Here is a 12,865-nt window from a genome sequence, read left to right on the forward strand (position 1 = left end):
GCGAGGTGCGGGCGGCTACTCGCCGTAGAAGAGTCGCTCGAAGACACGACGAGCGCGGCGGGTCTCGCCGAGGTAGTCGTCCTCAAGATGCGGGCCCGAGCCCGGTGCGTAGCCCAGTGCGCGTGCCACGGCATCGAGCGTCGGGCCGTCCTGGGGCAGCAGGTCGGACTGCTTGTTCGTCGCCAGGTACAGCGCCGAGCGCACCCGCGAGGCCAGCAGCCAGGCGTCGCGCAGCTGATTGGCGTCAGTTGGCGTCAGCAGCTCCTCGTCCTGTGCAGCGTCGATGGTGCCGAGCGTCGACGTCGTCCGAAGGGACGTGCGGTGCGTCGCGTGCTGCAGCTGCAGGGTCTGGGCGAGCCATTCGACGTCGCTCAGCGAGCCGCGTCCGAGCTTGAGATGTCGCGTCGGGTCCGCTCCCTGCGGCAGCCGCTCGTTCTCCACTCTCGCCTTGATGCGCCGCACCTCGCGAAGGCCGTCCTCGGACAGCTCCTTGCCGTACCGGACCTCGTCCACGAGGTCCATGAACCGATCACGCACGTTGGCATCCCCGACGACGTCGTGCGCGCGCAGCAGCGCCTGGGTCTCCCAGCCGAGCGACCACCTGGCGTAGTAGCTGCGGTAGGCGGACAGCGACCGGACGAGGGGCCCGGACTTGCCCTCAGGGCGGAGCCCCGCATCCAGGTCGATCGGCATACGCGGGTCGGCCGTGAACTCCACGATCCGGTGCACCAGCGAAAGCGCTCGCCGACTCGCGAGGTCGGGGTTCTCGAAGTCGCCCTTCTCGAAGACGTAGAGGACATCGAGATCCGAGCCGAAGCCGAGCTCGCGACCGCCGTAACGGCCCATGGCGATGATCGCGAACGGAGGGTACTCGACCTTGTCGATGCGTCGGACCGCGTCGTACGCACCGTGGAGCGTCGCCGTTGCGATGTCGGAGAGACCCGCGCCCGTCTGCTTGATGTCGATGAGGCTGAGGAGACCGCCGATGGCCAGGCGCAGGACCTCGCGTCGACGGAACGTGCGAAGAGCCCTCCGGAGGGCAACCTCGTCGTCGTGTCGGCGGATCGTCGTCGCGACCTCGTCGAGCAGTGCGTTGAGCGTGCGGGGCTTCAGCTGAGCGTCGTCGTCCAGCCACTTCACCGCCTCGGGGTAGAGCTCGAAGAACTCAGCCGCGAACTTCGAGCCGGAGAGCAGCTGCGTGAGCCGCTTGGCCGCCGCCGAGCTGTCGCGCAAGAGCCTGAGGTACCAAGCGGTGTCGCCGAGCCGTTCCGAGAGCTTCCTGAAGGCGAGGAAGCCGCTGTCGGGGTCGCTGCCCTGCGAGAACCAGTCGATGAGCACCGGCAGCAGCGTGCGCTGCATGATCGCTCTGCGGGACACCCCCTTCACGAGCGCAGTGATATGCGCCAGCGCGCCCCGCGGGTCGAGGAAGCCGATGGCACGCAGGCGAGCCTCTGCCTGGTCCGAGCTCAGCGCGAACCCCTCGGTGGGCAGCGCCGCAACCGCAGAGAGCAGGGGGCGATAGAAGACCTTCTCGTGCAGACCGCGGACACGGAGCTTCACCCGCTGCCACTCGTCGGTGAGCTCGCGTGAGTTCGCGAAGCTCGCTGAGCGAGCCAAGACGCCACGTTCGATGTCGCTCGTCGGCATGAGGTGCGTGCGCCGCAGGGCACGCAGCTGGATCCGGTGCTCGAGCAGGCGAAGGAACTCGTAGTCGGAGGAGAACTGATTCGCGTCGTCGCGCCCGATGTAGCCGCCCTCGCTGAGCGCCTCGAGCGCCGCCAGCGTCGACCGTTCCCGCACGGTCTCGTCGTGCTGGCCATGCACGAGCTGCAGGAGCTGGACGGTGAACTCGATATCGCGGAGCCCGCCAGGTCCGAGCTTGATCTGCAGGTCGACTTCCTCAGCAGGAATGTGCTCGGTCACGCGCTCGCGCATCGCCCGCACCTGATCGACGAAGTCCGCGCGGCTGGCACTCGCCCAGATCAGCGGCTCGACTCGGCGCTCGAATTCCTCTCCGAGCCTCAAGTCGCCCGCCATGGCCCTCGACTTGATGAGCGCCTGGAACTCCCAGTTCTTCGCCCACCGCTCGTAGTAGCGCGCGTACGAGTCGATCGTTCGAACCAGCGCGCCGTCCTTGCCCTCTGGCCTGAGGTTCGCGTCCACCTCCCAGAGTGCCGGCTCGATGTCCGTGGAGTCGATGACCCGCATCGTGAGGCTCGCGAGCCTCGTGCCGATCTCGACGGCCTTCGGTACAGCGACACGCTCCGGGTCGGACGATTCGGCCACGAACATGATGTCGACATCGCTGATGTAGTTGAGTTCCTCGGCGCCGGCCTTGCCCATGCCGATCACCGAGAGGCGAACGCACTCGACGTCCTCGGCCGGGAAGCGTCCGAACCCGCTCGGCGGCGCCTGTGTCTCGGCGCGGGCGACCATGATGGCCGCATCCAGCGTCTCCCCCGCGAGGTCGGCAAGAGCACGACTCACCTCGCGGACGCACCCGCGCTGGTCGTCCTGGGCCAGGTCGAAGGCGGTGATGCGGGCCAGTTCGGTGCGGTAGCGGATGCGGAGCGACCGAATCGCCTCGGAGCCCGTGATCTGCGCGACGGCCATGCCGAATCCGCCGTCGGCGTCTGCCTGGTCGGCGTCGACGCCGACACTCGCCGCCATCCGGCGCTGCAGCTCGGCACGGGTCGGCAGCTCGGACTCGCCGGACTGCACGACCTCCATCGTGCGCGGGTGGCGCAGGAAGAACTCGGCTAGCCCTGTCGACGCCCCGAGCAGACGAACGACCGTCTTGGCGTTCGGTCGCTCAGCGAACAGCGAGTCGACGGCACTCGGGTGCTGACGCGCGAGATACACGAGCCACTGGAGCGCCTGGTCCGGATCGGCGACCCGCTCGTCGACGACGGAGAACACGTCGTCTGCCCGCACCCCGGTCAGCTCGGCGAGCTCCACGAGGCGCGGCTCGGCCTCACTGGGCGCGGCGAAACCCGCCCTCGCGAGGCGCGTTCGCAGACCGTCAGAGCGCACGACTTACAAGGAGTGCAGGTTCGAGGCGAGCTCGAAAGGCGTCACCTGAGCGCGGTACTGCTTCCATTCCGCACGCTTGTTCGCGAGGAAGTAGGCGAAGACCTGCTCCCCGAGCGTCTCGGCGACCAGCTCCGAGTTCTCCATGATGGCGATGGCCTCGTTGAGGCTCGACGGCAGCGGATCGAAGCCGAGCACGCTGCGCTCACGCGGCGACATCTCCCAGATGTCTCCCTCGATCTCGGCAGGAAGCTCGTACTCCTCCGACACGCCCTTGAGGCCAGCCGAGAGCAGGACCGCGTACGCGAGGTACGGGTTGGCCGCGGAGTCGATGCCGCGGTACTCGACCCGAGCCGAGCCACCCTTGTTCGGCTTGTAGGTCGGGATGCGCACAAGTGCAGAGCTGTTGTTGTGACCCCAGCACGCGTAGCTCGGGGCCTCGTCTCCGCCCCAGATGCGCTTGTAGGAGTTGACGAACTGGTTCGTCACGGCCGTGATCTCCGGCGCGTGCTTGAGGAGACCCGCGACGAAGTGCCTACCGATCTTCGACAGCTGGTACTCGGCGCCCGGCTCGTGGAACACGTTCGTGTCGCCCTCGAAGAGCGAGACGTGCGTGTGCATACCGCTGCCAGGGTGCTGCCACATCGGCTTGGGCATGAACGTGGCGTACACGCCCTGCTCGATGGCGACTTCCTTGACCACGGTGCGGAACGTCATGACGTTGTCGGCCGTGTTGAGCGCATCCGAGAACCTGAGGTCGATCTCGTTCTGTCCCGGGCCCGCCTCGTGGTGGCTGTACTCGACCGAGATGCCGAGGTCTTCCAGGATGCGCACTGCGCGACGACGGAAGTCGTGAGCGGTTCCGCCTGGCACGTTGTCGAAGTAGCCCGCGTTGTCTGCCGGCACCGGCTCGCCGCTGAGCGCCTCGTCGGACTTTAGCAGGTAGAACTCGATCTCGGGGTGCACGTAGAAGGTGAAGCCCTGCGCCGATGCCACGTCCAGCGCCCGGCGAAGCACGCGGCGCGGGTCGGTGACCGAGGGCTGGCCGTCCGGAGTGGAGATGTCGCAGAACATCCGAGCGGTCGGATCGATCTCACCACGCCACGGGAGCATCTGGAACGTCGACGGATCCGGGTGCAGGAGCATGTCGGCCTCAGACCGCCTCGTGAACCCCTCGACGGCAGAGCCGTCGAGTCCGATGCCCTCGTTGAAGGCACCCTCCACCTCCGCCGGTGCGATTGCCACGGACTTCAGTGTTCCGAGAACATCCGTAAACCACAGGCGGATGAACTTGATCCCGCGCTCCTCGATCTGGCGGAGTACGAAGTCCTGCTGCTTGTCCACTCGGGCTCCAATTCTTGTTGTGCGCCTCCCCCTAGGCTACTGGGCCTGAGGCCGCCCCGCCGTATGATGGCCTGCATGTCTCAGGCCAGTGCACCGAAGCGAGTCCGAATTCGACACTTTCAGACGGCCAAGGCCGCCGGCGAGCGCATCACCGCGCTCACGAGCTACGACGCCATGACCGCTGCGGTGTTTGACGAGGCAGGCATCGACGTGCTCCTCGTCGGAGATTCCGCGGCCACCACGGTGCTCGGTGAGACCTCGACGCTGCCCGTCACGGTCGACGAGCTGATTCCCATGGCACGCTCCGTCGCGCGCGGCGTGTCGCGAGCCCTCGTCGTCGCAGATCTTCCGTTCGGCAGCTATGAGCGCGGACCCGAGCAGGCTCTGGACACCGCGGTCAGGTTCATGAAGGAGGCCGGCGTGCAGGCCGTGAAGCTCGAGGGCGGCGTGCGTTCGCAGGCCACTATCAAGCGCATCGTCGAGGCCGGAATTCCGGTCATGGCCCACATCGGCTACACCCCGCAGAGCGAGCACGGCCTCGGCGGGCACGTCGTGCAGGGCCGAGGCGACGCGGCGGAGCGGGTTCGAGCAGACGCTCGCGCCGTGCAGGACGCCGGCGCGTTCAGCGTGGTCCTCGAGATGGTCCCGGCCGTCCTGGCCGCGGAGATCACGCGGGAGCTCGTCATCCCGACCATCGGCATCGGCGCCGGTGCCGAGTGCGACGGTCAGATCCTCGTGTGGACCGACGCGATGGGCCTCGGCACCGGTCGCATGCCGCGCTTCGTGCGCAAGTACGCCGACCTGCGGGGCATCCTCCTCGACGCCGCCTCGAGCTACCGCGACGAGGTCAAGTCAGGCGCGTTCCCATCGGAGGCGGAGAGCTTCGAGGACCAGTCCGGCTAGGGCCGCTCCGGGAACGAGAAGGAACGCCGTCGGTCAGCGGTCCTCTTCGGCCTCTTCCTCGGCCCAGGCCTTCGCGCGCTCCTGAAGCTTCTCAGGGGCGCGCTTCGCCTCTGCCTCGGATGCGAACGGGCCGACGAGCTCAGAGCCGAGGGACTGCCGTCCGACCTCGACCTCGCCCGTGCGCGAGTTGTACCAGAATTCCTGTGCATGCGTATCGGTCATAGGCTCAAGCGTATGCCGAAAGACCCGAACACAGGACTCCTCATCCCTGGCCGCAGCGCCCCGGCCAGATCCGTCCCTGCCGCCATCGCCCGCCCGCCGTACGTCGGCAAGCAGGCGCCGGACAAGTGGACGGGCGGGGATGTCTACACGCCGGAGGAGATCGCCCGGATCGAGCGGGCATCCACCATCGCCGCCGATGCCCTCGAGCACCTCGAGCAGTTCGCCGTCCCCGGCATCACCACCGATGAGCTCGACAGCATCGCGCACGACTTCGTGACCGCGCGAGGCGCCTATCCCTCGACGCTCGGCTACCGCGGGTTCCCGAAGTCGAGCTGCACCTCGCTCAACGAGGTGATCTGTCACGGGATCCCAGACGACACGGTGCTCGAATCCGGAGACATCCTCAACGTCGACATCACCGCCTACTTCGAGGGCATGCACGGAGACACGAACCGCATGTACCTCGTCGGAGACGTCGCCGACGAGTCGCGGCTGCTCGTCGAGCGCACGCACGAGGCCATGATGCGCGGCATCGCCGCTGCGAAGCCGGGACGGCAGGTCAACGTCATCGGACGCGTCATCGAGAAGTACGCGGGGAGGTTCGGCTACGGGGTCGTGCGCGACTACACCGGCCACGGTGTCGGCGCAGCCTTCCACTCCGGCCTGATCATCCCGCACTACGACTCCCCGCAGCACACCACGGTCATCGAAGAGGGGATGGTCTTCACCGTCGAGCCGATGCTCACGCTCGGAACCTCGGACTGGCGCCTCTGGGATGACGGCTGGACCGTCGTGACCTCCGACGGCTCTCGCTGCGCGCAGTGGGAGCACACCGTCGTCGTCACCTCTGACGGCGCGCGGCTCCTCACCGTGCCATCGGCCTGACGGCACGAACGGGAACCCCGCTCCCGATATGCTCACACGCATGGGCAAGAGCAGAGCCACCAAGGCCATCGGCATCGACATCGGCGGCACCGGCATCAAGGGGGCGCTTGTCGACCTCCGCACCGGCGAGCTGCTCTCCAAGCGGCGCAAGGTGCCGACGCCAGTCGGCGGTGACCCGCGCGAGGTCATCGACGCGACCATGGAGATCGTCCGCAAGATCTGGGACAAGGACCTGGACGGCGACACGGACGTTCCGGTGGGCATCAGCGTGCCCGCGATCGTCAAGCACGGGGTGACGCGCTCCGCGGCCAACATCTCGCCGCGCTGGATCGACTTCGCCGCCAGGGCGGCGTTCTCCGAGGCAGTCGGGCGCGAAGTGGCGCTCGCGAACGATGCAGACGCAGCCGGCATCGCGGAGGTCCGATTCGGCGTCGCGCACGGGCGACTCGACAGTGTCATCATGACGACGCTCGGCACCGGCATCGGGACGGCCATGTTCTACGGAGGCCATCTGTTCCCGAACTCAGAGCTCGGCCATATCAGCATCGGCGACCATAGCGACTATGAGAAGTTCGCCTCGTCGAAGGTGCGCGAGCGCGATGAGCTGTCATTCTCGGAATGGGGTTCGCGGCTCACTCCCTACTATCGCCAGCTCGAAGCCCTCTTCTCCCCCGATGTCTTCATCGTCTCGGGTGGCATCTCCAAGCAGGCAGACGAGTTCCTGCACTACATCGATGTCGAGACCCCCATCGTCGTCGCCGAGTTCATGAACAACGCCGGTATCGTCGGCTCAGCGTGCCTCGCAGCTGAGCACTGGGTTTAACAACTCCGATCCTCGGCACGCGCAGAATCGGACGGGAGCGGCCGGGCTGGAAGCCAGAACAGCTTCAAGCCCGGCATCGCGACCACGAAGGTGAGCAGGCCGACCGATACGCCGGGTTCTGTCCCGATCTGGATCGGGGGCGGCCATCTCTCTCGCGCACACGTTGCCGCGTGCATCTAGCGGCCTACCCGGGGACTCGGCGAGCAGCGTCGTCATCCCCTGTATGGCCTTGCTCCGGACGAGGTTTACCTTGCAGCGCCTGTCACCAGGCGCCCGGTGGGCTCTTACCCCACCCTTTCACCCTTACCCCAGCATCCGAAGGACACGGCGGGGCGGTCTGCTTTCTGTGGCACTGTCTCGCGGGTTTCCCCGGGTGGGCGTTACCCACCGTCCTGCTCTGCGGAGCCCGGACGTTCCTCGGCATGGCTTCCCATGACGCGACCGCCTGGTCGACCTGCTCACGCACCATCGTACTGCCTGGAGAAACCGCCGGACGTTGTCACGACAATTTGACTCTGGATGGGCAGGAGTGCTTCTTCCGGCAGTGACCAGAGCGAGGATCGTGCCACTTTCACCGCACCTGAACATCCATTGATAACGACTTAGTGAACGGCGTGGATCAACTGAGGAGTTCGTGTACGCTCCAAAAGCGCACGGCATTTCCACACGCAGCTCTCAGGAATGTCGTAGCCGAACCGACGCGCTCTCGCAGCGAATCTGGGCAATGACTGCCCAGAACGGCGGTTCGCTCGCAGTCAAGGACTTAAGGAGGAGTTCAATGACAACATCCACGAAGCGACGTGCCGCAACATCGGTTGCCGCACTCGCAGTCGCCGGTCTCGCCCTGACCGCCTGTTCCGGTGGCCCCGGGGTGCAGGACAGCTCGGGCGGCCCAAGCGACAACAAGGTCACGATCTACGGCACGATCGTCGACGCCGAAGCCGAGCTCCTCGAGGAATCGTGGGCAGGCTGGGCGGAAGAGAACGGCATCGAGATCGTCTACGAAGGCTCCAAGGAGTTCGAGACGCAGATCTCCGTTCGAGCCCAGGGCGGTACCCCGCCGGACATCGCCATCTTCCCGCAGCCCGGCCTCATGGGCGACCTCGCCAGCGGCGGCCTGCTCACGGAGGCACCGGAAGGCGTCGTCAGCAACCTCGAGCAGTACTGGTCGGAAGACTGGAAGACGTACTCCTCGTACGACGGCACGGTCTACGGGGCGCCACTCATGGCGAACCTCAAGGGCTTCGTCTGGTACTCGCCGAAGTTCTTCAAGGACAACGGATACGAAGTGCCGAAGACGTGGGAAGAGCTCATCACGCTCACCGGCGAGATCCAGGCCAAGACCGGAACCGCGCCATGGTGCGCAGGCTTCGGCTCCGACGCCGCAACCGGATGGCCGGGCACCGACTGGATCGAAGACCTCGTCATCCGCCAGCAGGGACCAGAGGTCTACGACCAGTGGGTCGCGAACGAGATTCCCTTCACCGACCCGCGCATCCAGGCCGCGTTCGATGAAGCAGGCAAGATCCTCACGAACCCCGACTACGTCAATGCCGGCTTCGGCGACGTGCGCTCCATCAACTCGACCGCGTTCGGCGACCCAGCCGCGAAGCTCGTCGACGGCACGTGCGCGCTGCACCACCAGGCTTCCTTCTACGACGGCTTCATCACCGAAGCGGGTGGCACGGTCGGTGAGGACGGCGACGTCTGGGCCTTCATGACTCCGCCCGTCGAGGGCAAGGAACTCGCCGTCACGGGCGGCGGCGAGATCGTGGGATCGTTCAACTCGGACGAGGACACGGTCAAGGTCCAGGAGTACCTCTCCAGCCCTGAATGGGCGAACAGCCGCGTCTCGCTCGGAGGCGTGATCAGCGCGAACACGGGTCTCGACCCGGCAAGCGCCTCCAGCCCCATCCTGCAGGAGTCCATCGCGATCCTCCAGGACCCGGCGACGACCTTCCGCTTCGACGGATCTGACCTCATGCCCTCGGCAGTGGGAGCAGGAACGTTCTGGAAGGGCATCATCGACTGGATCAACGGCACGGACGTCAACACCGTGACCACCCAGATCGAATCAGGCTGGCCCTCCAGCTAAGCACCGTGTTGTGGAGCACTCGGCCTCGTGTCGGGTGCTCCACACGCATTCCACCGCACGGACGACGACGTCCCCCGCGCACGTGCTTGTCTGCCACCCTGGAAGGTCACAATGGCAAGTTTCTTCACGTGGCTGGCCCAACTGCCGCCACTCCTGCAAGTCCCGATCGTCATCATCGCGTTCCTCGCGGTGGTTGCGCTCATCGTCTACTTCGTCGAGCTCGCACCTCGACCCGGCAAGAAATACACGATCCTGCGGCTCGTCGTCTGCATCGCAGTCCCAGTCGCACTCGTGTTCATCCTCGGCACCTACACCTGGGCGGCGATCGTCGCCATCCTCCTCGGTGCCCTGCTCTTCTGGTTCGACCAGAGGTCGCGTGAAGGCGCCGGCTACCTGATCGGCCTCATCGGCTTCCTCGCACCTGCCCTGATCCTGGTCATCATCGGACTCATCGTCCCGAGTATTCAGACCACCGGCCAGGCATTCACGAACAAGTCCGGCGACTTCGTCGGCCTCGAGAACTTCATCTGGATCTTCACGCAGCCAAGCGGAATCCGGACGGTCCTCAACACGATCATCTGGGTCGTCGTGACGCCGATCCTGTCGACGGTCGCGGGCCTCGCCTACGCCGTGTTCATCGACAAGTCGCGTGGTGAGAAATTCCTGAAGGCACTCGTCTTCATGCCCATGGCGATCTCGTTCGTGGGCGCATCCATCATCTTCAGGTTCATGTACACGGCACGACCAGCCGATCAGGACCAGATCGGCCTTCTCAACCAGATCATCGTCTGGTTCGGCGGGCAGCCTTACGACTTCCTCGCCGAGTCGCCCCTGAACACGTTCTTCCTCATCATCGTGCTCATCTGGGTGCAGACCGGTTTTGCAATGGTCGTGCTCTCGGCCGCCATCAAGGGCGTTCCGATGGACCAGATCGAAGCCGCATCCCTCGACGGTGCCAACCCGTGGCAGCGATTCATCAACGTCACGGTCCCCGGCATCCGTTCCTCGCTCGTCGTCGTCGTCACGACGATCTCCATCGCCTCGCTCAAGGTCTTCGACATCGTTCGCACGATGACCGCAGGCGCGAACGACACGAGCGTCATCGCCAACGAGATGTACACGCAGTTCAAGACCTTCGAGACCGGACGATCGGCCGCATTCGCGGTCGTGCTGTTCATCCTCGTGCTGCCGATCATCATCTACAACGCGAACCAGATGAAGAAGCAGAGGGAGATCCGATGAGCGCCATCGTTCCAGTCGAACTGCCCGTCGACACGAAGACGGCGGAACAGCTCGCGCGAGGCGAGAAGAGCACAAGCGGCAAGGTGAAGAAGAACCTCACCAGCCGCTGGGCCACCATCGCGGCGATCACAATCGCCGTGGTGTGGACCATCCCGACCTTCGGGCTCTTCGTCTCCTCGTTCCGGCCCAAGGCGGAGGTCGTCAGCACCGGCTGGTGGACGATCTTCCAGAACTGGGGTCTGACCTTCGACAACTACGTCGAGGTGCTCGCCTCCGGCAATACGCAGCTGACGATGGCGCAGGCGTTCCTGAACTCCATCGTCATCGCGCTCCCCGCGACGGTCATCCCGCTCGCGATCGCACTGCTCGCCGCGTACGCATTCGCGTGGATGGACTTCAAGGGCAAGAACTGGCTGTTCATCCTCGTCTTCGCCCTCCAGGTCGTGCCGATCCAGATGGCACTCGTGCCGCTGCTCCAGCTCTTCGCCCGCGGTGAGATCTTCGGTGTCCCCGTGATCGCCGCGTTCGGAGCGGACGCCGGCTTCGCGCAGGTGTGGATCGCTCACTCGATCTTCGCCATGCCGCTTGCCATCTTCCTGCTGCACAACTTCATCTCGGAGATCCCGCGTGAGGTCATCGAGGCAGCGCGCGTCGACGGTGCGAGCCACGGCCAGATCTTCTTCCGCATCATCGTCCCGCTGACGCTGCCCGCCGTGGCCTCGTTCGGTATCTTCCAGTTCCTCTGGGTCTGGAACGACCTGCTGGTCGCGCTCGTCTTCGCGGACGGTGCGGTGGCTCCCATGACGAAGCTGCTTGCCGAGATCACTGGTTCGCGTGGTCAGGAATGGCCGCTGCTCACGGCTGGGGCGTTCCTCTCCATCCTCGTGCCGCTCATCGTGTTCTTCTCGCTGCAGCGCTACTTCGTCCGCGGCCTCCTGGCAGGTTCCACGAAGGGCTAGTCACGTCGGCGCCTTCGGCGCCCGCATCACAACTGAGGGGGAGCCAGCTGGCTCCCCCTCAGTCGTGCGGTGACACAGCAGCTCGCGGTGCCCGCTCCCCTGCTCCATCACTGCGACGCGTCTCCTCGTTGGCGCAGCAGAACGCCCTCCCCAGATCAGTGATCTGGGGAGGGCGTTCGCAGCTCAGGAGAAGAGTGCTAGTTGGCGGCTCCGCTCGCGAGAGCGTCGTTCGCCTCCTGCAGGCGGATGGCCTCCGTGAGCGCACCGCTGATGCGCTGCTCGGTCTCCGGGTCGAAGATGTGGATGTGGTCGTTGTCCGTCGTGACGTAGATCGTCTCGCCAACCTCAGGGTGGCTGCGGCCGTCGACGCGAGCGACGATGTCCGTGCGCGTTCCGTCGATGATCGAGTGGCCGTACAGGTAGCCCTCAGCGCCCAGCTCCTCGACGAGGTCGACCTCGACCTTGAGGCCCGGCTTCTCCTCGCGCGAGATGATGATGTCGTCGGGGCGGACTCCGACCGTGGCGGTACCGGACTTGAGCTTTGCCAGGGTGGCACGCTCGAGCGGGATGACGTCGGTTCCGAAGCGCACGCCCTCGGAGGTGAGGTCAGCACCGAAGATGTTCATCGACGGGCTGCCGATGAAGCCGGCGACGAAGACGTTCTTCGGCTTCGCGTAGAGCTCGCGCGGGGTTCCGACCTGCTGGAGGACACCGTCCTTCAGGACCGCGATGCGGTCACCCATCGTGAGGGCCTCGGTCTGGTCGTGCGTGACGTAGACCGTGGTGACGCCGAGGCGACGGGTGAGGCTCGCGATCTGCGTACGCGTCTGCACACGGAGCTTCGCGTCCAGGTTGGAGAGCGGCTCATCCATGAGGAAGACCTGAGGGCTGCGCACGATGGCTCGGCCCATGGCGACACGCTGACGCTGACCACCGGAGAGCGCCTTCGGCTTGCGGTCGAGGTACGGCTCGAGGTCGAGGATCTTGGCGGCCTCGAGGACACGCTTGGCGCGCTCTTCCTTGTTGATGCCGGCGATCTTGAGCGCGAAGCCCATGTTCTCGCCGACCGTCATGTGCGGGTAGAGCGCGTAGCTCTGGAACACCATGGCGATATCGCGGTCCTTGGGCGGGAGGTGCGTGACGTCGCGGTCGCCGATCAGGATGCGGCCGTGGTTCACCTCTTCGAGGCCTGCGAGCATGCGCAGCGATGTGGACTTGCCGCAGCCGGATGGGCCGACGAGGACGAGGAACTCTCCGTCGTCGATCTCGAGATCCAGGCTGTCGACCGCGGGACGAGCGCCCTCGGTGTAGACGCGCGAGGCGCTTTCAAAGGTCACAGTTGCCATAGGAGTACTCCCTCAT

General features: G+C 65.8%; 10 protein-coding genes and 1 other RNA gene. 6 read left to right on the top strand and 5 right to left on the bottom strand.

The window, feature by feature from the left end:
* Positions 1–15: 15 nt before the first annotated feature.
* Together GV007_RS08610 and glnA are read right to left on the bottom strand one after the other, a co-directional pair.
* Positions 16–3,033, bottom strand: a complete 3,018-nt coding sequence (locus tag GV007_RS08610; RefSeq protein WP_160071900.1) for a bifunctional [glutamine synthetase] adenylyltransferase/[glutamine synthetase]-adenylyl-L-tyrosine phosphorylase — start codon at positions 3,031–3,033, stop codon at positions 16–18.
* 3 nt (positions 3,034–3,036) lie between these two features.
* Complete coding sequence (gene glnA, locus GV007_RS08615) at positions 3,037–4,374, bottom strand: type I glutamate--ammonia ligase (RefSeq protein ID WP_104241365.1); 1,338 nt, start codon at positions 4,372–4,374, stop codon at positions 3,037–3,039.
* A gap of 75 nt (positions 4,375–4,449) precedes the next feature.
* Between glnA and panB the strand changes: the two genes are divergently transcribed.
* A complete protein-coding gene (gene panB, locus GV007_RS08620) occupies positions 4,450–5,277 on the top strand; it encodes a 3-methyl-2-oxobutanoate hydroxymethyltransferase (protein WP_228502331.1) in 828 nt (275 codons plus the stop codon).
* Between the two features lie 33 nt (positions 5,278–5,310).
* On the opposite strand, the gene GV007_RS08625 is transcribed toward panB, so the two are convergent.
* Positions 5,311–5,499: a hypothetical protein gene (locus GV007_RS08625; protein ID WP_104241367.1), complete on the bottom strand. Its 189-nt coding sequence runs from the start codon at positions 5,497–5,499 to the stop codon at positions 5,311–5,313.
* Positions 5,500–5,511: 12 nt separating this feature from the next.
* Between GV007_RS08625 and map the strand changes: the two genes are divergently transcribed.
* Positions 5,512–6,384 carry a type I methionyl aminopeptidase gene (gene map / locus GV007_RS08630; protein ID WP_160071901.1) on the top strand — a complete coding sequence of 291 codons (873 nt, stop codon included), beginning with the start codon at positions 5,512–5,514 and terminating at the stop codon, positions 6,382–6,384.
* Between the two features lie 40 nt (positions 6,385–6,424).
* On the top strand, positions 6,425–7,207 hold the full coding sequence (gene ppgK, locus GV007_RS08635; RefSeq protein ID WP_104242077.1) for a polyphosphate--glucose phosphotransferase: 783 nt from the start codon (positions 6,425–6,427) through the stop codon (positions 7,205–7,207).
* A gap of 91 nt (positions 7,208–7,298) precedes the next feature.
* Here ppgK and rnpB read toward each other — a convergent pair.
* Positions 7,299–7,664, bottom strand: an RNA gene (gene rnpB, locus GV007_RS08640) — RNase P RNA component class A.
* A 321-nt stretch (positions 7,665–7,985) separates the two neighbouring features.
* On the opposite strand from rnpB, the gene GV007_RS08645 reads away from it, so the two are divergent.
* The 3 genes from GV007_RS08645 to GV007_RS08655 all read left to right on the top strand — a co-directional run bounded on the left by GV007_RS08645 (position 7,986) and on the right by GV007_RS08655 (position 11,503).
* Positions 7,986–9,302 (top strand): ABC transporter substrate-binding protein, encoded by a 1,317-nt coding sequence (locus GV007_RS08645; protein ID WP_160071902.1) that lies wholly within the window; start codon positions 7,986–7,988, stop codon positions 9,300–9,302.
* Between the two features lie 111 nt (positions 9,303–9,413).
* The gene (locus GV007_RS08650; protein WP_104241370.1) at positions 9,414–10,544 is read left to right on the top strand and encodes a carbohydrate ABC transporter permease; all 1,131 of its coding nucleotides are present in this window, start codon (positions 9,414–9,416) and stop codon (positions 10,542–10,544) included.
* Positions 10,541–11,503, top strand: a complete 963-nt coding sequence (locus GV007_RS08655; RefSeq protein WP_104241371.1) for a carbohydrate ABC transporter permease — start codon at positions 10,541–10,543, stop codon at positions 11,501–11,503. The genes GV007_RS08650 and GV007_RS08655 overlap by 4 nt, the downstream gene beginning before the upstream one ends.
* A gap of 197 nt (positions 11,504–11,700) precedes the next feature.
* On the opposite strand, the gene GV007_RS08660 is transcribed toward GV007_RS08655, so the two are convergent.
* On the bottom strand, positions 11,701–12,849 hold the full coding sequence (locus tag GV007_RS08660) for an ABC transporter ATP-binding protein (protein ID WP_104241372.1): 1,149 nt from the start codon (positions 12,847–12,849) through the stop codon (positions 11,701–11,703).
* Positions 12,850–12,865: the final 16 nt, after the last annotated feature.

Source organism: Pseudoclavibacter sp. 8L (genome assembly GCF_902506465.1).
Taxonomy (GTDB): domain Bacteria; phylum Actinomycetota; class Actinomycetes; order Actinomycetales; family Microbacteriaceae; genus Pseudoclavibacter.